The following is a 26737-nucleotide window of genomic DNA, read 5'->3' on the forward strand; positions in this document are numbered from 1 at the left end:
CTGTATGAAACCCACAAATACTGCGGCATCAGAAGGCGCTGATGCTAAGTCACGGACTACCAAAACCAGCCTTTTATATAATCCCACCTTTCGTTCCGTCGCATTTCAAATTATTACAGTCGCGGCGTTGGTGTTTTTCTTTTACACCATTATCAACAATGCTTTTACTAACCTAGATGCACGAGGCATTGCCACAGGATTTGGCTTTCTTGATAAAACGGCAGGCTTTGGGATTGGCCTAACACTGATTGATTACGACGAAACATACTCCTATGGGCGAACGTTCGTTGTTGGTCTCCTAAATACGGCCCTAGTTTCTTTTCTCGGCATTATCTTTGCCACGATTCTAGGCTTCTTTATCGGTATTGCTCGACTATCCTCCAACTGGTTGGTGAGTCGCCTAGCAGCCGTCTACATTGAGATATTCCGTAACATTCCTCTCTTACTGCAGATTCTATTTTGGTATTTCGCAGTCCTACAGGCACTGCCTTCACCACGTCAGAGTATGAGTTTAGGTGAAGCCATTTTCCTTAACGTTCGCGGTCTCTATTTGCCAGCGCCAAATTTTGAGCCTGGTAGTGGTGTGGTCATCGGCGCGTTTCTTCTTGGGGTTATCGCAACAATTGTTATCAACATTTGGGCCAAGAACAAACAAAAGCTGACCGGGCAACAAACCCCAATGGGACGTATAGGCCTCGGATTATGCGTTGTCCTACCATTGGTAGTTTACTTTTTAGCTGGCAGTCCAATCAGTGCCAATTACCCAGAGCTAAAAGGTTTTAACTTCCGTGGTGGCGTCAGCATTATTCCTGAACTAGCGGCATTATTACTTGCACTAAGTGTGTACACGGCATCATTTATCGCAGAAATCGTGCGTTCTGGGATCAATGCGGTTAGTCACGGTCAAACCGAAGCGGCAATGTCATTGGGCTTACCCAGAAATAAAACACTGAAGCTTGTGGTTATCCCTCAAGCAATGCGTATCATCATTCCGCCACTGACTAGTCAGTACCTTAACTTAACTAAAAACTCCTCGTTAGCCATGGCCATTGGTTATCCGGATTTGGTTTCTGTGTTTGCAGGAACGACCCTCAACCAAACCGGTCAAGCCATCGAAATTATTGCAATGACAATGGGCGTTTACCTCACGTTAAGCTTACTCACTTCGTTATTGATGAATATTTATAACCGTAAAGTTGCGTTGGTGGAGAGATAATATGAAACATGAATTTCAACCAGATCTGCCACCACCAGCCAATACCGTCGGTTTCGTAGGGTGGCTTCGAAAAAACCTATTTAACGGCCTGATTAACTCCGTCATTACCATAGTGTTGGCATACTTGGCGATTTCAGCAATTTGGGGCATCGTTAACTGGGCATTGATTAATGCGGATTGGGTCGGTACAACCCGCGACGCTTGTAGCCGCGAAGGTGCCTGTTGGGTATTTATTAGCGTGCGCTGGGAACAGTTCATGTATGGTTTTTACCCAGAAGCCGAACTGTGGCGTCCCCGTTTATTCTATGCAACGCTGGCTATTCTTATCGCCTTGCTTGCTTATGAAAAAACACCAAAACGCCTCTGGATTGGTTTATTCGCAATTGTCGTCTATCCATTTTTGATGGCTGGCCTACTCTACGGAGACGTAGCGGGACTTGAAGTGGTCGAAACTCACCGCTGGGGTGGATTACTCGTCACATTAATCATCGCCTTAGTGGGCATCGTTGCGTCACTACCGATTGGTATCGTACTTGCGCTTGGACGTCGTTCAGATATGCCGATCATTCGTAGCCTATGTACGGTGTATATCGAGGTATGGCGCGGCGTTCCGTTGATCACCGTACTCTTCATGGCATCAGTGATGTTACCGTTGTTTCTTTCTGAAGGTTCAGAAACGAACAAACTGATTCGTGCATTAATTGGTGTCATCATGTTTTCATCAGCCTATATGGCAGAGGTCATTCGTGGTGGGTTACAAGCGATTCCGAAAGGACAATATGAAGCGGCTGATGCTCTGGGTCTTAGCTACTGGAAGAAAGTCGGGCTGATTATTTTGCCTCAGGCACTGAAAATCACCATTCCTTCTATCGTGAATACCTTTATCGGCCTATTTAAAGATACCAGTCTAGTTCTTATCATCGGTATGTTTGATGTGCTGGGTATAGGACAATCTGCAAACACAGACCCAGATTGGCTCGGTTTCGCCATCGAAAGTTATGTATTTGTCGCGTTGGTGTTTTGGGTGTTCTGTTTTGGGATGTCGAGATACTCCATCTGGCTTGAAAACAAACTCCACACCGGTCACAAACGATAATTTTAAAGATCAAGGACGTAATTATGACTCAGCATCAAGAGACAATGATCGAAATTAAAGATATGAATAAGTGGTACGGTGAGTTCCACGTATTAAAAAACATTAACTTGAACGTTAGGAAAGGCGAAAAAATTGTTATCTGTGGCCCATCAGGCTCAGGTAAGTCAACAATGATTCGCTGCATTAACCGCCTAGAAGAACATCAAAAAGGGCAAATCCTCGTTTCGGGGACAGAGCTAACTGAAGATTTGAAAAACATCGAAGCCGTGCGTAAAGAAGTGGGAATGTGTTTTCAGCACTTTAACCTGTTCCCTCACCTGACAGTTCTGCAAAATTGTACGCTCGCTCCTATTTGGGTGAAAAAAATGCCCAAAGAAGAGGCAGAAGCGTTGGCAATGAAATACCTTGAACGAGTAAAGATTCCCGATCAAGCAGATAAATTCCCTGGTCAGCTTTCAGGTGGGCAACAACAGCGTGTTGCGATTGCTCGTTCATTATGTATGAACCCACAAGTGATGTTATTTGATGAACCCACTTCAGCACTCGACCCTGAAATGGTTCGAGAAGTGCTGGATGTGATGGTGGAACTCGCGGAAGAAGGGATGACAATGCTATGTGTTACGCATGAAATGGGCTTTGCGAAAGAGGTCGCAGACCGAGTTATTTTCATGGATGCGGGTGAAATCATTGAAGAAAACAATCCTCGAGATTTCTTTGAAAACCCTCAATCGGACCGTACGCAAAACTTCCTTGCACAAATTCTGCACCACTAATGACAACTTGGTACAAATAATCTTGAAAGGGACGTTCAACGTCCCTTTTTGTTTGTTATATTGTGTTACATCTTATTCAATACTTAAGTTTTTATTTCTATTATTATTTTCGTTAGTTTCATACATTGCTAGGCTTGAAATTTTGAACTTTCATGCCCATAAATGTACATATAAGTAAAACACTCCGATGAGGAAGATTATGAACAGTCCTATGTATAGCCGCACTTCGACACAAGATAGTGCTCTACAAACAAACAAGGTACTCCGCAATACCTACGCATTGCTGTCTATGACCTTGGTTTGGTCAGCGGTAGTGGCTGGCGTTTCTATGGCATTGAACCTGCCACACCCAGGTTTGATCATTACCTTAGTGGGTTTCTACGGTTTGCTGTTCCTGACCGAGAAAAACCGTAACAATGGATTAGGCTTGGTTTTCACCTTCCTATTCACAGGTTTCCTTGGTTACACGCTAGGCCCAATTCTTAACATGTACGTTGGTGCCGGAATGGGAGACGTAATTGTCACTGCGCTTGGTGGTACCGCCCTCGCCTTTATGGGCGCATCCGCTTACGCACTCACCACAAAACGTGATCTGTCTTTCTTAGGTGGCGTTTTGATGGCGGGGTTTGTTGTTCTGCTTATCGGTATGGTTGCGAATATTTTCCTTCAAATGCCAATGCTGTACCTTGCAATGAGTGGGCTCTTTATCCTGTTCTCTGTCGGTGCTATTTTGCTAACAACGCAGCAAATTGTGCGTGGCGGTGAAACCAACTACATTTCTGCGACGATCACGTTGTATGTCTCTATCTACAACTTGTTCATCAGCTTACTGAGTATTCTTGGCGTAATGAACGACGACTAAACTCAGTCTGACAACATAAAATAAAAAAAGCCCGCATTCTCTGCGGGCTTTTTTTGTTATTGAGTCAAACAAAAATTTATTGACCCTAGCGCCGACTTCGCTACCCTATAGACCTTTCAACAACTGGCATGACTCTTACACCACTATGTTTGAATACAACGGTAAGCAAATTGAAACCGATAGTCAGGGTTACTTACTTGACTATACCGAATGGGAAGAAGGCATGATTGCGCCTTTGGCTGAACAAGAAGGCATCGAACTGACCCCTGCACATCTCGAGGTTATTCATTTTGTTCGAGATTTTTACGAAGAATTCAATACATCCCCCGCTATTCGCATGCTTGTGAAAGCAATGGAAAAAGCGCACGGGCCGGAAAAAGGCAACAGCAAATACTTGTTCAAGCTTTTCCGTCAGGGGCCCGCTAAGCAAGCAACCAAACTTGCTGGGTTACCTAAACCCGCAAAATGCCTTTAAGACCATTCATCAACGAATTTCAAATCCTTGAAAAGAGGTCGGCTCAAGAGACTCTCGGCTAACCTGCTCTACCCAGGCAGTTCTTGGCCCCTCTTTTAACCATTCAGCAAATTTTTCGACATCCGGTTTATCGCCACTGACCACAACCTCAACATCGCCGTTATTGAGATTTCTCGCGTAACCCGTTAAACCAAACTTTAGACCTTGATGACAAGTTTGGTAGCGAAACCCAACGCCTTGAACCATCCCTTTAACGAGGAACTTTTCACTTTTCAAATCCATATCTCGCTCCTTTATCGTGATCAATAATCTCTTATGTAGTCAGACAGTAGCATATCGATAAAGTGCCTCGAGTTTAAAGGACTCACCGCTAATTTATTTGCTTTTCCTAAGTCATTACTCGACAATACATCTCCTTTAAAATCGACCAAACAATGCCATGACGCCTGCAATTTATTTAGTCAAAGGACGTGAAAAGTCTTTACGTCGAAAACACCCTTGGATTTTCTCTCGCGGTATTCAACGTACTGAAGGTGATCCCCAACTCGGTGAAACGATTGATGTGTTCGCTCACAATGGTCAATGGTTAGCAAAAGCCGCCTATTCTCCCCATTCACAGATTCGAGCTCGTGTTTGGAGTTTTGAACAAGAAACGATTGATCAAACGTTCTTTGAAAAACGTCTCGCTCAAGCCTTATTGCTTCGTCAGGATATCATTGCCCGTGACGGGCTCACTGGTTTCCGTCTCGTTGCTGCCGAATCTGATGGCTTACCCGGTATCACTATCGACAAGTATCAAAATTTCCTTGTCTGCCAATTATTGAGTGCAGGTGCTGAATATCAGAAAGACGTGTTGGTCCAAGCGCTACAGTCTCAATTTCCTGATTGCCATATCTACGAGCGCTCTGACGTTGCGGTTCGTAAAAAAGAAGGTCTTGAAGAGCGTGTGGGCGTTCTTCATGGTGAAATGCCTCCCTCTTCTGTAGTCATTGAAGAAAATGACGTAAAAATCAGTGTTGATATCGTTGGCGGACACAAAACTGGGTTCTATCTCGATCAACGCGATAGCCGCCTGCAGTCAATGAAATACGTTAACCAAAAAGAAGTCCTCAACTGCTTTTCGTACACGGGTGGCTTTGGTTTATATGCACTTAAAGGCGGCGCAAAACGCGTGATTAACGCGGACGTATCTCAGCCAGCGTTAGACACTGCCAAATACAACGCTCAATTAAATGAATTTGATATCGCGAAAAAGCGTGCCGTATTCTTAAACGCAGATGTCTTTAAACTGCTGCGGGAATACCGCGATCAGGGAACCAAGTTTGACGTTGTCATTATGGATCCGCCTAAGTTCGCTGAATCTAAAAATCAGCTCAACGGGGCATGTCGAGGCTACAAAGACATTAATATGCTTGCGATGCAAATCCTTAAGCCCGGGGGTACGCTGCTGACTTACTCTTGCTCTGGGCTAATGGACCAAGTTTTGTTTCAAAAAATCATTGCCGATGCGGCAGTCGATGCTCAGCGCAGCGTGAAATTTATTGAACGCTTCGAGCAAGCGGCGGATCATCCAACCGACAGCGCCTACCCTGAAGGTTTTTATCTAAAAGGTTTTGCGTGTAAAGTCTTATAGGGTGATAATCTAATTAATTAATACAAAAGAGATCATTTTGATGAGTAAATTAACTGCCGATCTTCAAGCAAACCTTGAGTTATTTATTAAACAAACCAAAGAAACCAATTTGGTTTGGGGAATGCGCAACGAGGAAGGTTGGCTATGCTGCGACTCTGTAGAGTTTGAAAATAGCGAAGTCATGCCATTTTGGTCGTCAAAAGAGGAAGCGACCTTACACAATGTGGAAGAGTGGGCAGATTTTGAAGTCGTGGAAATTCCTCTCGATATTTTTGCAGAAGATTGGTTAATCACCCTGGATGAAGATGGGGTGTTGATTGGTACCAACTGGAATAATGAACTGCAAGGCAAAGAGCTTGAGCCTTCAGAATTAGCAAAAATGTACCTTGACTAATCTTGGTTAAAAAAGGGGCTCACACACTGTGTGAGCCCCCTTTTTATTCGTGTTAGCTACTACCACAACCCTACTTATCTAAGAAGTGCCTGTGTCACAGCTTGACGATTATTGAGATATTCATCCAGCCCCGCTTTACGCAGTTCACATGATGGACAATCACCACACCCATCGCCAATAATACCGTTATAACACGTTAAAGTTTGCTCTCTTACCAAGTCCAATGCTTGATATTGGTCAGCTAACGCCCAGGTTTCCGCTTTGTTTAGCCACATTAGTGGTGTTTTGAGCTCTAAATCACGGTCCATACCTTGAACTAACGCATTATTCATCGCTTTAACAAAGTCATTTCGGCAATCTGGGTAGCCTGAAAAATCGGTTTCACAGACACCGGTAATCACCGTTTGCGCTCCAATTTGATAGGCGTAAATCCCCGCCAACGTCAAAAATAAGATGTTACGTCCAGGAACAAAAGAATTCGGAAGACCATTGTCTTGAAGCTCATGGGAGACCGGAATATCGTCACGCGTCAGTGAGCTGATCGCTAACTCATTCAGCAGCCCTACATCCATTACCTTGTGCGCTTTCACGCCGAGATCGCTTGCCAGTTTCTGAGCGACTTCAATTTCCAGCTTGTGACGCTGTCCATAATCAAAGGTAATCGCGTGGACTTCATCATAATCTTTAAGTGCTTGAACAAGACAGGTGGTTGAGTCCTGCCCGCCACTAAACACGACAACAGCTTTTTTCATTTGTCTTCCTTACTAAGCGATGCTGAGATATTTGTGAGTTTGAATCGATAAACGCCAGTTACGTTCAATACAGGTGTCGATGCACAGTTGAGTCGCTCTCGGCTTCTGGCTAATGGGTTGCAGTGCGATAATCGTACTGGTAGGAATATTCGCGTTCAACAATAACGCATCCAGTTGATCAATATCTTTTAAGGTCGCCACCGGATGTTTGATCTCATTGGCTCGTCGTAGTGCGTTGCTGAGGACTGGGAGCTTACCCTTCATCGCCACTTTGGGTGACACTGTCACCCATGTCTGCTCAGACGCCAGCACATCACTGGTACCGCTGGTTTCAATTTGGCATTGGCAGCCAATGGCTTCAAATGCAGCAGTTAATGGTCTTAAGTCATAAATACATGGCTCACCGCCAGTAATAACGATGTGTCGAGCCGTATAGCCCTGTTTCTGGTATTGCTCAACAATTTGCTCGGCACTGCTTGAGCACCATGTTGGCGAGTCTTGCGTTTTCACGATGATCTGTTCAAAACTGCGCTCATCTTCTGGCTCGGCAGTCCAAGTCTGTTTGGTATCACACCATGCGCATCCCACAGGGCACACTTGCAAACGTACAAACACCGAAGGAACACCGGTAAACGTCCCCTCACCTTGGATTGTCTCAAACATTTCGTTAACTTTATACAACGTCAGCTTAGCCAAATTGGTCTTCTCAAAATTTCAGGAACGTGACCTTAATGGAGAGACGAAATAATATCAACCTATTCATCAATTGATAAAATATCTCTGCTAATCTAATCTGCTCTTTTATAGTCAAAATTAAGGTAAGAGATGTACAAACTAATTGCGCTGGATATGGATGGCACGTTGCTGACCACAGACAAGTCTATTTCACCACGAACCAAAAAAGCGATTGCCGATGCGCGCGCCAAAGGTGTCACTGTCGTACTTGCCTCTGGAAGACCATTAGAGGGCATCGTCGAGAAACTCGATGAACTCGAAATCCGTGGAAAAAATGAGTTTGTGGCGTGCTTTAATGGCTCAATCATCCGTGAGCTCGATGATAACAAAGTCGTTCATCGTGGTATCATCGATGGTGCCGCCACTAAGCGTGTCGCAAAACTTGCAGAGCAACTGGGCCTCGATTGTCACGCCTTCAGTGAAGAACTGGGGTTAATCGCACCGAGAGCCAGCCGTTATACCGAGCATGAAGCGCACATCAATAACATGTCTTACAGTATTGTCGATTTCGATACACTCAGCGATGACCACCCGATAATTAAAGCCATGATCATTGGTGAACCCGATGCGCTCACTGCGGGGATAGCCAAAATACCGCAAGCGTTTTACGACGAATTTACCATTTTGCAAAGTGCCCCTTTCTTTCTTGAGTTCCTAAACCCAGTGAGCAATAAAGGTGCGGGTATTGAAGCGATTGCTAAACGACTTGGCATCGAAGCATCTGAAGTCATTTGTATGGGCGATGCTGAAAATGATCATCATATGCTGGAATACGCAGGGCTTGGGGTTGCCATGGCGAATGCGATGGAAGAAACGAAAAAGATTGCTGACCTAATTACTGACAGCAACGACGATGACGGGGTCGCAAAAGTCATTGAAAACTATATTCTTAACCCAGCTTAACCGCTGTGCTACGAAAAAGCCCCAACTTTGGGGCTTTTTGCGGGTTACAACGGTTCGCTTTTATGACTGCGCAGCGCGCTGATATTAAATACCAACAGTAATAAGGGGAATCGTAATATTTCAGCAACCAGAGACAGCAGACTGCTAGACGATACCAACGTCGCGGAGAACGAAATAATTTCATTCACCAAGACCAATAGCAGCACCATAAACACCATTTCTCGGAAACTGATGAAATCCCCACTCTCTTTACCTGTCCAAATGATGCCGCATGCGGTCAACAACGTTGCCAATAACACCGTAAATGATGGCATTTGAAAGATAAGTGCCAAAACAGCCGCAACCGCGGCGAGCAGAGCCCAAGAAGTACGCGAGCAAATCAACTTTTCAAGATCAAATCCCGGTTTATCTTCCAATCGAATGATATGCCACGCCGTCAAAATGCCGAATATACTTCCCACCAACATATCGACGATAAACGCAGCGCCGCTATAAAACTTAGCTGTCATGATCGCGATGAGCAAGAAGATAAAAGCCCCGAAATAGCGGTTCAGAGAAAAACGCTCAAACGCGTTGAGTACCAAAATTCCCACACTGCACCATAACGCTAATGCAAGACTTGGCATGCTGAAACCATCACTATGAGAAAGTTCGATAGCCGGAATATAGACATGCGGCCTTGGCAGAGCGAACGTCTGCCGTGCGACAAAACACAATAGTGACGTGATAGCAACCAAATAAAAGACTCGGTAGGCAAAATGAAGACCAAATTGCCAATAGAGTAATGGAAATATCAAAAGGAATAGCAGTGGATTAGTCAGTTGGTTAAGCATTAGCACCGCACTGTCCCACAGCCAACCCATACCATTCGGTAGTGATTTTATTGCATGTTGAAATCCAAGGATCCAATTCAGTTCAACTTGGTTAATAACGGGAGCGGCAGCAATTAAGTTACCCACATAGGTCACATTCTGACCTTCTGCTTGGTTAAACAAGGCTTTCACGGTATCCCACTGTTTCGGATAGCGATAGAGCCCTGAATCCAGCGAAGAAGGTTCAATCAGCATCGCAGAGGACACTTCGACGCCATAATGGGGCGCAAACCAGACAGGTATTTCATGACCATCAAGAATGTTGTTGAGCTCATAAGCAATGACATCCGATTCAGACGCGCACTCATAGAAATAGGCTTGCTCTGTTTGCCCCAACAACTGTTTTACTTTCACTACGAGACCGGTCTCTTCCCAAGTTTCTCGTTGTGCTGTCACTTCCGGTGTTTCGTCGGCCGAAATTGTCCCCCCAGGCAGTGACATTTTGTCGGTAAGAGACTCATGAATTAATACAATCTTTTCATCGGCTCGAACGATACATAACGCCCCTTCAGGCTGTGAGGTAATCGAAGCCTCATCAGCATATGAAGGCAACGCAATAGACAATATTCCCAATAAAAACAGCAGACAGGAAAAAAATACGCGCATTCTTAATTTTTGCTCTAGTTATTTAATGTTTATTCAACAGGTTTTCTTAACCAATGAATATGATGCTCAAAACCCAACTTCTGGTACAAGTTGACCGCAGTTTGATTAAATTGCCACACTTCGACAAAAATCTGCTTGGCGCCATATTCCGCTAGACGTTGTTCGATTGTGGCCATTAATAACCTCGCCACACCTTGATGACGATACTCTGGCAGGACATAAAGCTCATCAATGCTCCCCATAGTGACGGGTTTACTGACCGTAGAGATCAGCTCACAAAAATGCCCAGTCACAAAACCGAGTATTTTACGCTGTTGCTTAACCACAAAAATGAGACATTCGGGGTCATCAATATAGCGACTAATGCTTTTTTCCTGTTCGATTTCTTCTGCAGTTTTAAAGTGGTCTGGGCACTGCTGATGATGCTCGTCATGCAACGAAAACATGAGGTCGTTGAGCTGTTCAAGATCGGCAGTTTGAGCAGAAGAAACACCGAGAGTCGGCATGGTTATTAATTCCAATATAATAAACTGATATTCTATATAACTTGCATAAAAAAAGCCTCACATTCTGAGGCTTTTCTTACAACTTCATTCATTAGTTAGGATGAATGCAGTGCTTTTTCAATTTCCGATAAGCTACTAGGGTCATCAATGGTCGAGGGAACGACATATTCTTCGCCATCGGCAATTTGACGAATCACTCGCCGCAGGATTTTTCCTGAGCGTGTTTTAGGTAACCTGTCAACCACCAGTGCATGTTTGAAGCATGCAACAGCGCCGATTTCTTCCCTAACCTTACCGACCAGTTCCCCTTCAAGCTGCAACGCTTCCACATCAACGCCATCTTTGAGCACCACCAATCCTAACGGCAGTTGACCTTTGAGTTCATCATGGATACCAATCACCGCGCATTCCGCCACAGCAGGGTGCGCGCCAACCACCTCTTCCATTTCTCCGGTTGATAGCCGGTGACCCGCGACGTTTATGACATCGTCAATTCGGCCCATGATGAATAAGTACCCGTCTTGGTCCAAATAACCGCCATCACCTGAGACATAATAACCCGGGAACTGGCTAAGGTATCCACTTTGGAAGCGGTCATGATTACGCCACACGGTTGGTAAACAACTTGGCGGTAGCGGGCGCTTTATCGCAACAAATCCTTGCTGGTTAGGTGCAGCGACTTCTCCTGCTTCGGTTAAAATTTCAACCTGGTACCCCGGTACGGGTTTGGTCGAGGAACCCGCTTTAACCGGTAACGTCTCAAGTCCGATTGGGTTGGCAGAAATCGCCCAACCTGTTTCAGTCTGCCACCAGTGATCAATGACCGGTTTGTGAGTATTCGATTGTACCCATTCAAGTGTCGGTGGATCGAGACGTTCACCCGCCATAAAAATCGTTTCGAGCGTACTAAGATCGTACACATCCAAGCATAATCCTTGTGGGTCTTCTTTTTTTATCGCACGAAAAGCGGTAGGCGCAGAAAACAAGACGTTCACTTTGTATTCCTCACACACACGCCAAAAAGCGCCAGGATCCGGCGTTTTCACGGGTTTCCCTTCAAATAATATGGATGTACAACCATGAATTAATGGCGCATACACGATATAGGAGTGCCCAACCACCCATCCCACATCTGACGCTGCCCAAAATACGCCATTTTGAGGCATATTGTAGATAGTCGACATCGAATACTTCATCGCAACGGCATGGCCACCATTATCACGCACGACGCCCTTAGGTTTGCCTGTAGTGCCCGATGTATAAAGAATGTATAGCGGGTCGGTAGCGTTGAGTGGCACACAATCTTGCGGGGATGCTTTCGCCACCAACTGCTGCCAATCGACATCACGCGGTTGGTCGAGTTCAGCGGGGCATTGAGGTCGCTGAAATACCACCACTTGCTCTGGTTTCCAGCGACTGTCCATCACGGCTTTGTCGACCAGCGGTTTATAAGGCAACACTTTATTAATTTCTATACCGCAAGACGCCGTCAATAATACTTTCGGTTCGGCATCCTCGATGCGAACCGAAAGCTCATTGGGGGCAAAACCGCCAAAGACCACAGAGTGAATGGCACCTATCCTTGCACAGGCCAACATAGCCATTACCGCCTGAGGAATCATCGGCATATAGATGACAACACGATCACCCTTTTCAACGCCTAAATCCGTCAACATACCCGCGACGAGGGCTACTTCATCTTTTAATTGCTGGTACGTGTAAACATGCTTTTGACCCGTTACCGGAGAGTCGTATATCAGCGCTTGATGGGCTCCCCGTCCTTGTTGACAATGATAGTCAAGGGCCAGCCAAGCCGTGTTCATTTCACCATCAGGAAACCAGCGTTCGATACCATTTTCATCAAGGCGAATGCCTTGCGTCGGAGCGCTAAACCAATCAATTTGCTTGGCTTGTTCCAGCCAATACTGTTCTGGCGACGATTGCGCCATGCGATACTCATTCTCGTAAGCCGACATAAAGGTTCCTCCTTCATTCAAGGAGCGCCGCAAATCGCGCTGCGCTCCATGCATGGTCGCTAGTTGATCACCAAAAGATTCATAAATTCATGAACAGGCGTTTGCTCCAGCTGCTTTTGGTCTTTACACAAAGCAAAAATCTGCTCACAGCGACCTTGAGGGAAACGCGTTTGTAAATTGCGGACAAACTTATTCTCAAGAACAGGAATGCCCTCTTCTCGGCGACGGCGATGACCAATCGGGTATTCGACTTCGACTTTGTCACTATGGGACCCATCGCGATAAAAAATTTGAATCGCATTGGCTATCGAACGTTTGTCTGCCTCCAAGTATTCTTGGGTATAACGCTTATCTTCAATAATGACCATTTTGTTGCGCAGCGCATCAATTCGTTCATCAGAACGGTGAAACGCATCTTCATAATGCTCGGCAACTAAATCACCATAAATGAGCGGTACAGCAATCATGTACTGTAAGCAGTGGTCACGGTCGGCTGGGTTGGCCAACTCGCCTTGCTTGGAAATGATGCGAATCGCCGACTCGTGGGTCGTCACTTCAATGCGCTCGATATCATCTAAGCGATGTTTAACTTGGTCGTGAAGGGTAACTGCACATTCTACGGCGGTTTGTGAATGAAACTCAGCCGGGAATGAGATTTTAAATAACACATTTTCCATTACATAGCTGGCGAACGGCTGGTTGACCTTGAAAGAGTCACCGTTAAACAGCACATCGTAATAGCCCCATTTAGGCGCACTGAGTACCGTTGGAATACCCATTTCACCTTTCATCGCGATTAAAGCCAGCCTAACCGCTCGTGAAGTTGCATCACCGGCGGCCCAAGACTTACGCGAGCCTGCGTTTGGAGCATGACGGTAAGTCCTTAGTGAGCAGCCATCCACCCAAGCATGAGACACGGCATTAATAATCTGTTCTAGCGAGCCTCCTAGCATTTTCGTCACCACCGCTGTTGAAGCCACTCTGACCAACAGTACATGGTCAAGACCTACTCGGTTATAGCTGTTTTCTAGCGCCAAAACGCCTTGGATTTCATGCGCTTTGATCATCGCGGTTAACACATCTTTCATGGTTAACGGCGGCTTTCCTTGCGCCACGGCAACTCGACTTAGGTAATCAGCGGTCGCCAAGATCCCACCTAAGTTGTCAGAGGGGTGCCCCCATTCTGCGGCCAACCACGTGTCGTTAAAGTCCAGCCAGCGTATCATGCACCCGATGTTAAATGCGGCAGTGACTGGGTCAAGTTCATGGGAAGTGCCTGGCACGCGCGCGCCATTTTGTACCGACGTTCCAGGCACCAGAGGCCCCATGTGTTTGGTGCACTCGGGAAAGCGCAGCGCAAGTAGCCCGCAGCCTAATGTGTCCATTAAACAGTTACGTGCGGTGTCATAGGCTTCGCTTGATGTAATCTCAGTTTCATTGACGTAATTGGCAATCTTAACTAATAACTCATCTGGTTGAGGGCGTTCATTGAGTTCTACATTGTGGCTCATGTTCTTTCCTTGTCTTAAAGTTTTAATCTTCTTTGATTAACGCTGTTCAATCGGTAGCCATGCTTGATGCTCTGGACCTTGATAATCGGCGCTCGGGCGAATGATTCGATTGTTCTCACGCTGTTCAAACACATGAGCAGCCCAACCGGTCAATCTGCTCATCACGAAAATTGGGGTAAACAAAGGCGTTGGAATATCCATAAAGTGATAGGCAGAAGCATGGAAAAAATCCGCGTTACAGAATAAGTCTTTTTCACGCTTCATCACCGCTTCAACTCGCTCGGAAACAGCATAAAGATGGTCATCTTGCGCGCCAAACGACAAGGCTTGAGACCACTGTTTGATCAGTGCGTTACGCGGGTCACTTTCACGGTAAATCGCATGGCCAAATCCCATGATTTTTTCTTTATTTTTGAGCATCTCGAGGATTCGCTGCTCGGCTTCTTCCGGCGTTCGCCAATCTTTTATCATCGCCATTGCCGCTTCATTGGCACCGCCATGTAGCGGCCCACGTAATGTGCCGATCGCGGCGGTAGCACATGAATGGATATCCGATAACGTCGATGCGCAGACCCGAGCGGCGAACGTTGATGCATTGAATTCATGCTCAGCATAAAGAATCAATGAACAATGCATGACTTGCTTATGCAGTTCGCTTGGCGTTTTACCCGTTAACATTTTTAGAAAGTAGCCACCGATTGAATCTTCACTCTGATCGTCGGTGTCAATGCGCACACCGTGATGACTGAAACGATACCAATAACAAATGATGGCAGGAAAGGTGGCAAGCATACGTTCAGTCGCCGCGAGTTGCTGGCTAAAGTCTTGCTCTTGCTCAAGGTTACCAAGCATTGAACAGCCAGTGCGCATCACATCCATTGGGTGAGCATCGGCTGGAATCAGTTCTAATGCCGTCTTGAGCGCTTGAGGCAAACCACGCAAGGCAATTAATTTCGTCTTATACTGGTCAAGCTCTTGTTGGTTGGGTAAATGTCCGACCAATAGTAAATGAGCCACTTCTTCAAATTGGGCATGATTGGCAAGGTCGGTGATGTCATAACCTCGGTAGGTTAAGCCCGTCCCTGTTTTACCGACAGTACACAACGATGTTGTGCCCGCACTTTGACCGCGCAGCCCTGCGCCGCCTAACTCTTTTTGTGGCATGTTGAACTCCTTTTCAGACCGATTGCATGGCTCTCTTTGGAGCAATTTTTAGTCAATCAGCCCGGTTTCACGTTATTGGATTAGGTTGATGTAGATATCGGTGTAGTAACCGCGCCTCACTGGGAAAATAGTCTGTCTAATTTTTGCTCGTAGTCGTGGTAATTCAGGTAATCATAAAGCTCACTGCGTGTTTGCATTTGCTCAAGTAGCGCGCTCTGATTTCCTTCTGCCAGCAAGTGTCGATACACGCGTTCAGCGGCTTGGTTCATGGCACGAAATGCACTCAATGGGTATAGAACCATGTCAACGCTGACCTCAGCGAGTTGGTCACAGCTATATAGAGGGGTCTGACCAAACTCCGTAATATTGGCAAGTATCGGAACTTTTTTACCTGTTGCTTGCTGCAATGCATTGGAAAACTGAAGATATTGATTGAGCTCGGTCATGGCTTCAGGAAAAATCATATCAGCGCCAGATTCAACATAAGCAATAGCGCGCTCGATTGCACTGTCCATGCCTTCTACAGCCAGCGCATCGGTTCTTGCCATGATGACGAATTGTTCATCACAACGGGCATCTACCGCTGATTTAACGCGGTCAACCATTTCCTGAGTCGAAACAATCGCCTTATTCGGCCGGTGTCCACAACGCTTTTGTGCCACTTGGTCTTCCATGTGCACCGCCGCAGCTCCCGCTTTCTCCATCGCTTTAATGGTTCGCGTGATATTAAACGCGCCGCCAAACCCCGTATCAATATCGACAAGCAGGGGTAAATCACTTGCATTTGTGATACGCTCTACATCAACCAGCACATCGTTCAATGTGGTGATGCCTAAGTCTGGTAACCCGTACGATGCATTAGCGATGCCACCGCCAGATAGATAAATCGCTTGATGCCCTATTTGCTTGGCCATCAGCGCGCAATACGGATTAATCGTACCGACGATTTGCAGCGGTTTATTCCGCTCTAACGCTTGTCGAAAATGACGCCCTGGTGAAATGCTCATCGTGACTCTCCTATTAATGAATTCTAATGAAATCGTGGTTATGTGCTGTGTTCGTCCAGCCGAATTTGCTGCTCTATTAAATCTCTACTGCGAGAAATGTGACGTCTCATTAGCAGCTCAGCTAACTCTTCATCGCCCTGTTCAATCGCCTGTAGGATAAATTTATGCTCCTGCAGCGCCTCTGTTGGCCTAGAGTGAGAACGGGGGGATTGGAAGCGATACATGCGAAGTAAGTGGTAAAGCTCATCACACAACAATGTGGTCAATTGCTGATTACGGCTGGCTTTGATAATTTGATAGTGGAAGTCAAAGTCACCTTGTTGATGAAAATAGGAAGCCCCTTCAACTTGCTCAATATGTTCAGAGTGCGCCGCCAACACCGTTTTTAGTGCTTGCAGTTCCTTGGGGTGAATATGGCGAGCAGCTAGACGGGCCGCCATCCCCTCGAGCGCTTCACGCACTGCGTACAGTTCAACAAGCTTAGTTAGCGTCAACGTGGTGACCCGAGCGCCGACATGAGGAATGCGTTCAATCAGCCCTAGCCCCTCAACACGCATTATCGCTTCCCGTAGTGGCCCGCGACTCACCTGCAAGCGCTTAGCTAATTCAGGTTCAGAGATCTTAGCGCCACTAGGGACACTGCCATTAACAATACTCTCAATCAGGTATTCGGTTAGGTTAGCCGACTTCGTTAGCTCCTTGGCTGTCATGTCTATGGATGTAACAGAGTTCATTCGTAACGCCTCAAAAATGTGTCGACAATAAATAGATAACACCCCAAAAATAACCAACAAAATGGCAATATAAAAGAATATTGTCGACAATTTAGACTAATGTCTTAGCCGACATGGCAGGCTGATTTACCTAGGTTTTTGATTTAGTGATGAAAGGAAGAGCAGTATTAGGACAAGGGGCGGAGGACATCGTTGTGCTATTGGACTTTAGTCACATAACATCACTGATTATGTACCCATTAAACGCACGTGAATGATGACTATTGCTTACCGACTTAGGTTAACAAGTCACAGAACTGTTAAATCATCAATATAATCAATAAGTCCGCTTGAACTCATGACTATTTTCATGCCTATACTCTATTAAGCTCTTCTATTGCGGTAGTATTTTTTAGAGCATATACTCTAATAATTTTCAGCCATTAGGTAGGTTAATGCGACAACTTTTGGTTCTTATCGGTTGTTTTGGTGCGATAGCGCCTAGCATAAATGCGGCAACCATTAGCTTTCCCCAAGCTTGGGAAATCGTTCAACAAGACAATAACTCCTTAGCTGCTGAACGCGCTAACGTTGATCGCTATCAACATCTGCAAGAGGCCAGTTCTGCACGTAACTGGCCATCAATAACGGTGGGCGCCAATTACACCTATTTGGATCAGGATGTGACGTTGTCGGGGCGTCAGATTGTCAACAGTACGGGCGCAAACATCACCTTGCCACCGAGTGTTGCAGCATCCGATTTAGGCGCGGTAATCAGCGGGCTTGGCGATCTCACATCAACCATCACAGAGCGGGATATTTTCAGCTCGTCAATACGCGCCATGTGGCCAATTTTCACTGGCGGTCGAATTAGTGCTGCGCAATCGGCAGCAACAGGTCAAACGCAAGAAGCACAAAGCCAACTGGCGATGGAAACACAAGCGCGATTTGAAGATTTGAGCAAATACTATTTCAGTGTGTTACTTGCACAAGATGTCCTTCAGACACGTAACTTAGTGGTAAAAGGCTTAAACCGCCACTATGAGAATGCATTAAAGCTTGAACAGCAAGGACAAATCGCTCGAGTTGAACGCTTGCAAGCTGAATCCGCCCTCGACCGAGCGACCATTGAACAAAAGAAAGCCCGGAATAATCTAAAAATCGCCCAGAATGCGCTCACTCAAATATTAAATCAAAATGTGATGGTTGAACCCGGTGACTCACTTTTTACCAATGATCACCTTCCGGCAATGGACACCTTTGTGACCCAAACTTTAAACACCTATCCTGGGCTGGCTTTGCTCGATGCAAAAGAAAAACAAGCACAAAGTCTTATAAAAGCCGAGAAAGGTAAGTATTACCCAAATGTCTACCTGTATGGGGATTACAGCTTGTACGAAGATGACTCCCTAGCCAGTCAACTTAAGCCAGATTGGCTAGTGGGCATCGGTGTTAGTATCCCGCTAATTGATAATTCCGGGCGGGGAGATAACCTTGCCGCCGCGCACAGCGCGGTACTTCAAGTTCGACATAAACGTGCTCAAGCGAAACAAGACCTCAACGTATTGGTACAAAAAACCTACTACCAAGCACAACAAGCACAAGAAGAAGTGAGTGGTCTCACCTCTAGCCTGCGCTTAGCCAAAGAGAACCTACGGTTACGTCAAAAAGCATTTTCGCAAGGGTTATCGACGTCCACCGATGTGGTTGATGCAGAACTCAATCTAGCAAGCGTCAAAACACAGCAAGCAACCGCAAAGTTTCATTACGTGACGGCACTTTCACGATTACTCGCTCTTTCGAACAATATGAACGACTTCGCTCAATATCAAATCCGTTCAACCGCCTATCAGCCAACATCTACACATTAAGGAATTACAATGAAATCGCTTAAAGTCACCTTACTTAGTGTATTTAGCCTTATCTTGGTTGCTTGGATTGGATGGAGTTTCTACCAAGCTTATCAACCGCAGCCTATAAAAATTCAAGGGCAAATTGAGTCCCAGCAATACAGCATCTCGTCAAAAGTGGCTGGACGTATTGATAAAGTCTTTGTACGTAAAGGCGATCAAGTCCAAACGGGACAACTCATTTTCACTCTTCACAGCCCTGAAATTGAAGCAAAACTCCAACAAGCTCAAGCGAATAAAGCCGCCGCTGGGGCGCTCGCTCAAGAAGCACAACAAGGAGCCCGCCAGCAACAAGTTCAAGCAGCAAAAGATCAATGGCTTAAAGCGAAAGCGGCCACCGACCTTAGAGAGAAAACCTACCTGCGGGTGAACAACCTTTATCAGGATGGGGTCGTGGCAGAACAAAAGCGCGATGAAGCGAAAACCCAGTGGGAAGCGGCAAAGTACACGGAAAGCGCGGCTTACCAAATGTATCAAATGGCGCAAGAAGGGACACGTGATGAAGAGAAACAAGCCGCTTCAGAAAAAGAACGCATGGCAGCGGGTGCCGTTGCGGAAGTCGAAGCGTATGCACAAGATACACAAATCGAGAGTTGGTTTGATGGCGAGGTTTCTCAGGTGCTGTTACAAAGTGGAGAATTAGCGCCGCAAGGTTTTCCTGTGGTCACCGTTGTTGATCGTGAGGATTCATGGGCAGTATTCAATGTCCGTGAAGATCATTTAATGCAGTTTAAAAAAGGCCATACTTTTCAAGCGTTTGTTCCTGCACTTGACAAAAACATTGAATTCAAAGTGACGCATATTGCGCCAATGGGCGATTTTGCCACTTGGCGCTCTACCGATTCGTCCCAAGGCTTTGATTTACGCACATTCGAAGTCGAAGCGCGTCCAACCCAGGATCAACAAGCTTTGCGTATGGGTATGAGCGTGGCGGTTGAACTGTAACATGACTGCAAGTTTCACTCGGCAGTGGCACATTGTCCGCCACGATAAATGGCTATTGGCCTGCTTAACTTGGTTACCAGTGATGTTGTCTCTATCAATCTGGGCAATATTCAGTGCGGGCATTGCACGTAATTTGCCAGTTGGGGTCGTTGACTTAAATCACAGTCGCCTATCTCAACAATTGGTGCGCAACGTGAATGCCAGTCCTACGATGAACGTTACTCAGATGCCGAATGATGTTTCGTCTGCCAAACAAGCGCTTATCGAAGGTGATATTTATGCCTATCTGGTTATTCCTGTCGATTTTGAAAAAGACACGGTAAAAGGCCTATCTCCGCAAGTGTCTGCGTTTTACAACAGTCAATATGTATTGGTGGGAAAACTGATAAACTCGGCCCTCACGCAAGCGCATGCGACCTTTAACGCACAAATTGAAACATTGAGTGGCCTATCACAAGGAAGCCAAACTCTATCAGGTGCCATGGCACACGCGGTACCCATTCAGACTCAAATTACCCCTCTGTTTAACCTCAATTCCAACTATGCGCAGTTTTTGGTCACTGCCATCGTACCAGCACTGTGGCAGATCATGGTGGTGGTGGTGACCATTATGATTCTGGCGGCCAACCATCAACATCAATCACTAGAACGATGGTTGGGGCCAAAACCATTGCGTCACGTTGTCACAACTCTAGCGCCCTACTTCCCTATATATGCGTTACATGGCGCATTATTTCTGGCTTGGTTTTACGGTGTTGAACATTGGCCATTTCATGGCCAATTCGCTTTGGTCATTTTGGCGCAGTGGTTCACAGCCATAGCGTGTATGATCATGGGGGCTTTTTTCTACTTTTTAACGCTTGATACCGCGAGAGCCATGAGTTTTGCTGGTGCTTTTACTGCGCCCAGTTTTGCATTTATGGGTATCACATTTCCCGTTACCGACATGGGGCCACTTGCTCAATTTTGGCGAAGCTTGTTACCCGTCAGTCATTATATTCAGGTGCAGGTCGCGCAAAGCAGTTATGGCGCAGATTTAATATCGACTTTGCACACGTTGATTCCCATGCTGGGGTATAGCCTCCCGTTATTATTGATATCACTACTGATTACTTGGCAACGGACTAAGCAGGAAAAAGCACGATGAGCTTCTGGACATTAATTAAGTTGGAATTCAAAGCGATATTTGCAAACCCTGTCGTGGTATTAACCGTGTTCGGCGGTGTTGTGTTTTACTCTTTGCTCTATCCTCTGCCCTATCAGCAGCAAACGCCTCAACAACAAAAAATAGCGATCGTCAATTTGGATCAAACCGCGACGAGCTATCGTCTTGAGCGTATGGTTGATGCCACGCCACAAGTGCAGGTTATCAAACGAATGCACTCGATTGCGCGTGCAAAGCAATCATTCTTAGATGGGGAGATCAGTGGCTTACTTGTTATTCCCAAAGACTTTTATAAACACTTGATGCTAGGGAGTAGCCCAACCCTATCTTATGCTGGTGATGCGTCGTACTTTTTAGTCTATGGAACCGTGGTTGAAGGATTAGCCAAAGCAGGCGGGACACTAGCGGCTCAGGCTAAAGTCACTCGCCTACTGAATGATGGAGTCCCGCTTGAAAGGGCCAGTCAGCAGTACACCCCGACAACGCTAAACTTAAAGCCAACCTTTAATCCACAAATGGGGTACTTAGACTATGTTGTTCCTGCGGTTTTTGTTCTGATTTTACAGCAGACTTTAGTGATGGCGACCGGGCTGATGGTGGGCACACAACGAAATAATGATGGTTACTGGCGAAACACCTCTCCCATCAGGTTGATGGCAGTTCGCAGCTTCGTCTTCGTGTGTATTTATTATGTGCTGGCGATGTTTTATTTTGGGTCACGCTTTGCAGCGCTTGACGTTAATCGGCTGGCTAGTATTTCCGAACTTATTACCTTCATTTTTCCATTTTTTCTCGCATCAAGCTTTATAGGTATTTGGTTGGGGGCACTCACACCAAGGCGTGAGTTGGTTACGGTGGTTGTATTAGTGAGTTCGATGCCATTAATTTTTAGCGCAGGATTTATTTGGCCTGTTGAATCCATCCCTAACTTTATCGTGATCGCTTCCCAATTTTTCCCTAGTACCTCGGCGATTACTGGATTACTGCGCCTCAATCAAATGGGATCAGAGTGGAGACAAATTGCATTACCTTATATCATTCTTTGGACTTTGGTGATTTTTTGGGGAATATTGGCATATTTACGACTAAAGCGGCAATTTCGCTCTGTGCACTGATTGCGGTTAAATTTTTGTCATAACCTTCTGACATCCATTCATTTATCGTCAGTTTTCGTTAACATCTATCGCTCACAAATATGTGTTCCGTTTTGTATACATAGGCAACGAGCGAAAACAATGGTTTCTCAATCTCTGTTTGCATCGCTTGGCACGGGTACCAAGTCACTTTTGGCTTTTTTATTGATACCTCTAGTCATTGTGATGCCTGCATCTCTATACATAACTTATGATAGTGTCACTCATAACCTTCAATCGAAAGCGCAGACCTACCTAAACCGTATGGATGACGTTATTACTCAATTGCATGAAGAAAACCAGCAAGCGATTGAAAATAACGACGACTGCATGACAATTCGAGAAAGCATGTTAGATGCGAGCCCACTACGAGAACTTATCTTACTAAGCGATGATATGGCGGTATGCTCCTCGAAACGCGGTATGGTCATTTCCAATATCAGCCCTATTCTCGACCAGCAAGCTCAAGCTCAATCATCCATATTTTTCTATGATAATAATGACGACCCACACCAAAGAACCTTGGTCGTCATGGACCACAGCCCTAAAGGGACTGGCGCACTTGCCGTGGTAGACAAAAACTATCTGATTGACCGCCTCGGCCCCATCGCTAGCGATCAAGTGAGTTACGTCACTTTTAAACTGGGTGACAAAACCTTTCCGAAGGAAAATCCATATCATGAGGCGACATTTTCGCAACTAGAACACTCTGAGCGCTACAACTACTCGGTGCTGCTCAACGCCAACAGTAACTATGTATTTCGCCGCGCCTCATACGCCGCCTTCTTTTGCATTCTCGTTTCGCTGATGATTTCGTTTGCTTTGCTCATCGCTAACCATCGCTATCATCAACGTCACAGTTTGGCTTATGACTTACGTAAAGGTATTCAACGCCGTGAGTTGTTTGTCATGTATCAACCCATCGTGAACAGTGACAACAACGAGATTGAAGGAATCGAAGCCTTAGTGAGATGGAAGCACCCGGATATGAACTTGGTCCGTCCGGATATTTTTGTCCCTCTGGCAGAGCAGCAAAACTTAGTAAATAAAATTACCGATCTTGTACTTGAAGAGAGTTTACAGAACTTAAAACAAATTGACCGCACAGCATTGAGTGCGCAGCCTGCGTTGCACCTTGGGGTCAATGTCGCGCCACAATATCTTCACCACCCAAATAACATCGATAAATTGGTTGAGTACGCCAACGCTTTTGAAACCTTGGGCTTTACCCTGACGGTTGAGATTACAGAGCGTCAAGTACTCGACCATACGGGCAGAGAAACCCTTAAAGTGTTGCGAAATCATGGCGTAGCAATAGCCATTGATGATTTTGGGACTGGGCATACCTCACTCTCCGTGATTCAACAAACCCAGTTTGATTATTTGAAAATTGATAAATGCTTTATTGATAGCATCGGCCTAGACACCGTCAACACACCGGTTCTCAATACCATTGTCGATTTGGGCCACCGTTTAGGAGTAAAAATCATCGCTGAAGGTGTTGAACAAAACCTGCAAGCTGAGTATTTGAAACAGGTAAACGTCCCACTGTTACAAGGGTATCTGTTTAGCCACCCCATTGATATTTCGACGTTAAAACACTTGTTAAGCGTAGAGCCGAATCCCGCCTAGGCAGCCATGTTGGCTAAAACCCGCGGCGTTTCCAAAATTGGCTTTCGTCGCGCGCGCAAACATGGAAGACTTTTTCTGCAATCACGCGTCCGTTCATGGTCAACGACATGCGCCACTTCCCAAGTTTATCCTCAATCGGTTCCCAGATGGTATCACCAAGATAGAAATCCCAATCGTTACTTCCAACATGAATCTCACCGGTAAATGGTTCGAGCAACTCCCCGCGCTTGCTCAAAATACCGGGATGTTCAATGCAGTATTCAATCACAACACCCTTGGCTTTTTTTATGTTCACCACGAAGCCAAACTCGATGTCGATATCAGCCGTCACATCGGTCGTAAAATCTTGAATTTTCGGAAGATGTTTTGAATTCGAGTCCCATTGGGTGTAAATACCATATGACGTCATTTCTATGACTGGCGAGCGTTTGGCCATGATTGCCACCGTTTTTTCATTGATTGAATGGTTTTGTCACTAACGCCATGAATATTAGGGTACTGTTCATGGCATTCGATAACGTCTAATTGTGCACCGAAACGCTTAGCGAGTTTGGCATAGGGTGCGATTTCCCAGCGACGCACAAACGTATTAGCGACCACGACACTTTCTCCACGCGCCAGGCTTTGCTGAGTTTGCTGTCGGCACCAATGATGTGCTTGCTCAAGCTTATCTGGGCGAAAATGATAACACCCTTGGTTATCAATAAAGTACATATCCGCTTCATAGTGTGGGATACCCATAGAGCGAGCTAATGTACTTTTACCCGAGCCCGGCAAGCCGCGAATCAATGTTAGCGTTAATCTCATAGCGCACTTATATTGCTTTAAGGACGTGCATAATAACGTAAAAAGACCGCGATAAGCTATCGACATCCTTTGAACTTTACGCTAAGTTTGGAGGTATAGACGTCTAGACTACTTAGGGAGCAAGTTGTGCCGATTAAAATTCCTGATCAATTGCCAGCCACCGATGTGCTGCGCCAAGAAAATATCTTTGTGATGTCAGAGTCTCGCGCTTTGACTCAGGGCATCCGTCCTTTGAAGATTTTGATCTTGAATCTAATGCCAAAGAAAATTGAGACGGAAACGCAGTTTTTACGCTTATTGTCGAACTCGCCACTTCAACTGGATATCGAGTTGTTACGAATCGATGATCGTCCAAGTAAAAATACGCCCGAAGAGCACCTCAACACCTTCTACCGCCAGTTTCAAACTATCGAGCATCGCAATTTCGATGGCTTGATCATTACGGGAGCACCGCTTGGCTTAGTTCAATTTGAAGACGTCCTCTATTGGGATCACCTCAAAACCATTATGAATTGGGCGAAAGACCACGTCACCTCGACGCTGTATGTTTGTTGGGCTGCTCAAGCAGGCTTAAAGCTCCTGTATAACTTGCCCAAACGCACACTAAAAGAAAAGTTATCTGGTGTATATCATCATCAAATCCAGCATCAATTTCATCCTATTTTGCGCGGCTTTGACGACACCTTTTTAGCCCCACACTCGCGCTACGCGGATTTCTCACCTGAGTTTCTGGCGGAGAATACGGACTTAGATATTCTTGCTACCTCAGATGTCGCTGGCGTATACCTAGCCGCAACCAAAGATAAACGTAATGTGTTTGTGACAGGCCATCCAGAATATGATGCCAATACACTGCATAACGAATATGTTCGCGATCTTGGTGAAGGCATGGAGCCAAACATTCCGGTCAATTACTACCAAAATGACAACCCGGATAACCCACCAAGTGCGACTTGGCGTAGCCATGGGCATTTGCTATTTGCCAACTGGCTTAACTACTGCGTTTATCAGCAAACGCCATACGATCTCGAACATTTCAGCGAATCGAATTTCACAAAAGACGATTAAGAAGTTTGAGATAAAACTGTGTTGTCACTCCAAAGGTCGCAAACTGCGGCCTTTTATTTTGCAGAGTATACCGTCACGTTGACTCGCAAAAATGCATATTGCTGATCGTGAGCAGCTAAGCACCAGTTAAGATAAAGCGGTTTGAAATGAGGAGTGTCTATGCGCCACATAGGGCTGTTTATCATGACTATGCTGCTGAATACTGGCTGCGCAAATGTGTCGAGCGCTGAAAACGCAGAGCGAGAAAACAAAGCAAACGCGCGTATCGCACTAGGACTTGCCTATTTAAAACAGGGCGATCACACCAAAGCTTGGCAAAATTTACTTGTCGCCCAAAATCATGCTCCTCGCTACCTACATACTCAGTTAGCTCTTGCTCATTATTATACCCAAGTCAATGAATTAGAACGTGCAGAAAGCCTTTATTTACAGACGCTCAAGGATCACCCAAATAACGGTGATGTGATGAATAACTATGGTACGTTTTTATGTCACAAAAAGGATTATCAACACGCAGAGCGCTGGTTGTTAAAAGCGATCAAGCAGCGTGACTACGTATCCGTTGCGACCAGTTATGAAAATATGGGGCTTTGTGCATTAAAAGCACATCACGACACAAATGCCATGACCTACTTCGCGCAAAGCGTGAAACATGATCCAAGGCACATTCGCGCTTGGCAACACTGGATTGCTTTACTGATTCAACATCAACGCATTTCGCAGGCCGAGCAGCAACTCAAAACATATCTTACGTATCATGGCGCCGATAAACACTACACAGCGATGATGCTCTTGGTTAACGCCGCTTTGAATAATGAGTTTGTCGCCGACGACGAACACGATGTCGACGTTGGATCGAGCGATACTCTAAAAATATAATTCG

27 protein-coding genes are annotated in these 26737 nt (G+C 45.7%); 15 read left to right on the top strand and 12 right to left on the bottom strand.

The window, feature by feature from the left end:
• Nucleotides 1–4 precede the first annotated feature (4 nt).
• The 5 genes from ACFFUV_RS04355 to ACFFUV_RS04375 all read left to right on the top strand — a co-directional run bounded on the left by ACFFUV_RS04355 (nucleotide 5) and on the right by ACFFUV_RS04375 (nucleotide 4422).
• Nucleotides 5–1216, top strand: coding sequence for an amino acid ABC transporter permease (locus ACFFUV_RS04355; RefSeq protein ID WP_390189987.1), 1212 nt, complete (start codon nucleotides 5–7; stop codon nucleotides 1214–1216).
• Between the two features lies 1 nt (nucleotide 1217).
• Nucleotides 1218–2312: an amino acid ABC transporter permease gene (locus tag ACFFUV_RS04360; protein WP_390189989.1), complete on the top strand. Its 1095-nt coding sequence runs from the start codon at nucleotides 1218–1220 to the stop codon at nucleotides 2310–2312.
• 23 nt (nucleotides 2313–2335) lie between these two features.
• The gene (locus ACFFUV_RS04365) at nucleotides 2336–3085 is read left to right on the top strand and encodes an amino acid ABC transporter ATP-binding protein (RefSeq protein ID WP_390189991.1); all 750 of its coding nucleotides are present in this window, start codon (nucleotides 2336–2338) and stop codon (nucleotides 3083–3085) included.
• Between the two features lie 199 nt (nucleotides 3086–3284).
• Nucleotides 3285–3947, top strand: a complete 663-nt coding sequence (locus tag ACFFUV_RS04370) for a Bax inhibitor-1/YccA family protein (protein WP_390189993.1) — start codon at nucleotides 3285–3287, stop codon at nucleotides 3945–3947.
• Between the two features lie 145 nt (nucleotides 3948–4092).
• Nucleotides 4093–4422, top strand: a complete 330-nt coding sequence (locus ACFFUV_RS04375; protein ID WP_390189995.1) for a TusE/DsrC/DsvC family sulfur relay protein — start codon at nucleotides 4093–4095, stop codon at nucleotides 4420–4422.
• 9 nt (nucleotides 4423–4431) lie between these two features.
• Here ACFFUV_RS04375 and yccX read toward each other — a convergent pair whose 3' ends face one another.
• Nucleotides 4432–4704: an acylphosphatase gene (gene yccX, locus ACFFUV_RS04380; protein WP_390189997.1), complete on the bottom strand. Its 273-nt coding sequence runs from the start codon at nucleotides 4702–4704 to the stop codon at nucleotides 4432–4434.
• A gap of 157 nt (nucleotides 4705–4861) precedes the next feature.
• Here yccX and ACFFUV_RS04385 point away from each other — a divergent pair, with 157 nt between their 5' ends.
• Nucleotides 4862–6055: a class I SAM-dependent methyltransferase gene (locus ACFFUV_RS04385; protein WP_390189998.1), complete on the top strand. Its 1194-nt coding sequence runs from the start codon at nucleotides 4862–4864 to the stop codon at nucleotides 6053–6055.
• 40 nt (nucleotides 6056–6095) lie between these two features.
• Nucleotides 6096–6449: a DUF2750 domain-containing protein gene (locus ACFFUV_RS04390; protein WP_390190000.1), complete on the top strand. Its 354-nt coding sequence runs from the start codon at nucleotides 6096–6098 to the stop codon at nucleotides 6447–6449.
• Between the two features lie 74 nt (nucleotides 6450–6523).
• On the opposite strand, the gene queC is transcribed toward ACFFUV_RS04390, so the two are convergent.
• Both queC and queE read right to left on the bottom strand, forming a co-directional pair.
• Nucleotides 6524–7201: a 7-cyano-7-deazaguanine synthase QueC gene (gene queC, locus ACFFUV_RS04395; RefSeq protein ID WP_390190002.1), complete on the bottom strand. Its 678-nt coding sequence runs from the start codon at nucleotides 7199–7201 to the stop codon at nucleotides 6524–6526.
• Between the two features lie 12 nt (nucleotides 7202–7213).
• Nucleotides 7214–7864, bottom strand: coding sequence for a 7-carboxy-7-deazaguanine synthase QueE (queE, locus tag ACFFUV_RS04400; protein ID WP_390190004.1), 651 nt, complete (start codon nucleotides 7862–7864; stop codon nucleotides 7214–7216).
• 162 nt (nucleotides 7865–8026) lie between these two features.
• On the opposite strand from queE, the gene ACFFUV_RS04405 reads away from it, so the two are divergent.
• Nucleotides 8027–8839 carry a Cof-type HAD-IIB family hydrolase gene (locus tag ACFFUV_RS04405; protein WP_390190006.1) on the top strand — a complete coding sequence of 271 codons (813 nt, stop codon included), beginning with the start codon at nucleotides 8027–8029 and terminating at the stop codon, nucleotides 8837–8839.
• Nucleotides 8840–8883: 44 nt separating this feature from the next.
• On the opposite strand, the gene ACFFUV_RS04410 is transcribed toward ACFFUV_RS04405, so the two are convergent.
• From ACFFUV_RS04410 to ACFFUV_RS04440, 7 genes are all read right to left on the bottom strand, one after another.
• Nucleotides 8884–10317, bottom strand: coding sequence for a bifunctional NUDIX hydrolase/phosphatase PAP2 family protein (locus ACFFUV_RS04410; RefSeq protein WP_390190008.1), 1434 nt, complete (start codon nucleotides 10315–10317; stop codon nucleotides 8884–8886).
• 29 nt (nucleotides 10318–10346) lie between these two features.
• A complete protein-coding gene (locus tag ACFFUV_RS04415; protein ID WP_390190009.1) occupies nucleotides 10347–10823 on the bottom strand; it encodes a GNAT family N-acetyltransferase in 477 nt (158 codons plus the stop codon).
• A gap of 95 nt (nucleotides 10824–10918) precedes the next feature.
• Complete coding sequence (locus ACFFUV_RS04420; protein ID WP_390190011.1) at nucleotides 10919–12799, bottom strand: propionyl-CoA synthetase; 1881 nt, start codon at nucleotides 12797–12799, stop codon at nucleotides 10919–10921.
• A 59-nt stretch (nucleotides 12800–12858) separates the two neighbouring features.
• Complete coding sequence (locus ACFFUV_RS04425) at nucleotides 12859–14310, bottom strand: bifunctional 2-methylcitrate dehydratase/aconitate hydratase (RefSeq protein ID WP_390190013.1); 1452 nt, start codon at nucleotides 14308–14310, stop codon at nucleotides 12859–12861.
• A gap of 36 nt (nucleotides 14311–14346) precedes the next feature.
• Nucleotides 14347–15474 carry a bifunctional 2-methylcitrate synthase/citrate synthase gene (gene prpC, locus ACFFUV_RS04430; protein ID WP_390190015.1) on the bottom strand — a complete coding sequence of 376 codons (1128 nt, stop codon included), beginning with the start codon at nucleotides 15472–15474 and terminating at the stop codon, nucleotides 14347–14349.
• A 116-nt stretch (nucleotides 15475–15590) separates the two neighbouring features.
• Nucleotides 15591–16481, bottom strand: a complete 891-nt coding sequence (gene prpB / locus ACFFUV_RS04435; protein ID WP_390190017.1) for a methylisocitrate lyase — start codon at nucleotides 16479–16481, stop codon at nucleotides 15591–15593.
• 38 nt (nucleotides 16482–16519) lie between these two features.
• Nucleotides 16520–17215 carry a GntR family transcriptional regulator gene (locus ACFFUV_RS04440; RefSeq protein ID WP_390190019.1) on the bottom strand — a complete coding sequence of 232 codons (696 nt, stop codon included), beginning with the start codon at nucleotides 17213–17215 and terminating at the stop codon, nucleotides 16520–16522.
• Nucleotides 17216–17649: 434 nt separating this feature from the next.
• On the opposite strand from ACFFUV_RS04440, the gene ACFFUV_RS04445 reads away from it, so the two are divergent.
• From ACFFUV_RS04445 to ACFFUV_RS04465, 5 genes are all read left to right on the top strand, one after another.
• Nucleotides 17650–19065, top strand: coding sequence for a TolC family protein (locus ACFFUV_RS04445; protein ID WP_390190020.1), 1416 nt, complete (start codon nucleotides 17650–17652; stop codon nucleotides 19063–19065).
• Between the two features lie 9 nt (nucleotides 19066–19074).
• Entirely contained in the window at nucleotides 19075–20049 is a 975-nt protein-coding gene (locus tag ACFFUV_RS04450) for an HlyD family secretion protein (protein ID WP_390190022.1), read from the top strand.
• Between the two features lies 1 nt (nucleotide 20050).
• Nucleotides 20051–21196, top strand: a complete 1146-nt coding sequence (locus ACFFUV_RS04455) for an ABC transporter permease (RefSeq protein ID WP_390190024.1) — start codon at nucleotides 20051–20053, stop codon at nucleotides 21194–21196.
• Nucleotides 21193–22329, top strand: coding sequence for an ABC transporter permease (locus ACFFUV_RS04460; protein ID WP_390190026.1), 1137 nt, complete (start codon nucleotides 21193–21195; stop codon nucleotides 22327–22329). The genes ACFFUV_RS04455 and ACFFUV_RS04460 overlap by 4 nt, the downstream gene beginning before the upstream one ends.
• Nucleotides 22330–22449: 120 nt before the next feature.
• Complete coding sequence (locus ACFFUV_RS04465; protein WP_390190028.1) at nucleotides 22450–23979, top strand: EAL domain-containing protein; 1530 nt, start codon at nucleotides 22450–22452, stop codon at nucleotides 23977–23979.
• Between the two features lie 13 nt (nucleotides 23980–23992).
• Here ACFFUV_RS04465 and ACFFUV_RS04470 read toward each other — a convergent pair whose 3' ends face one another.
• Nucleotides 23993–24415 (bottom strand): DUF3859 domain-containing protein, encoded by a 423-nt coding sequence (locus ACFFUV_RS04470; protein ID WP_390190030.1) that lies wholly within the window; start codon nucleotides 24413–24415, stop codon nucleotides 23993–23995.
• Nucleotides 24391–24786 (bottom strand): AAA family ATPase, encoded by a 396-nt coding sequence (locus tag ACFFUV_RS04475; protein ID WP_390190032.1) that lies wholly within the window; start codon nucleotides 24784–24786, stop codon nucleotides 24391–24393. The genes ACFFUV_RS04470 and ACFFUV_RS04475 overlap by 25 nt, the downstream gene beginning before the upstream one ends.
• Before the next feature lie 126 nt (nucleotides 24787–24912).
• Here ACFFUV_RS04475 and metA point away from each other — a divergent pair, with 126 nt between their 5' ends.
• Together metA and pilW are read left to right on the top strand one after the other, a co-directional pair.
• The gene (gene metA / locus ACFFUV_RS04480) at nucleotides 24913–25854 is read left to right on the top strand and encodes a homoserine O-acetyltransferase MetA (RefSeq protein WP_390190033.1); all 942 of its coding nucleotides are present in this window, start codon (nucleotides 24913–24915) and stop codon (nucleotides 25852–25854) included.
• 159 nt (nucleotides 25855–26013) lie between these two features.
• Nucleotides 26014–26733 (top strand): type IV pilus biogenesis/stability protein PilW, encoded by a 720-nt coding sequence (pilW, locus tag ACFFUV_RS04485; protein ID WP_390190034.1) that lies wholly within the window; start codon nucleotides 26014–26016, stop codon nucleotides 26731–26733.
• Nucleotides 26734–26737 lie beyond the last annotated feature (4 nt).

This window comes from Vibrio olivae, from assembly GCF_042428525.1.
Classification (GTDB): Bacteria; Pseudomonadota; Gammaproteobacteria; order Enterobacterales; family Vibrionaceae; genus Vibrio; species Vibrio olivae.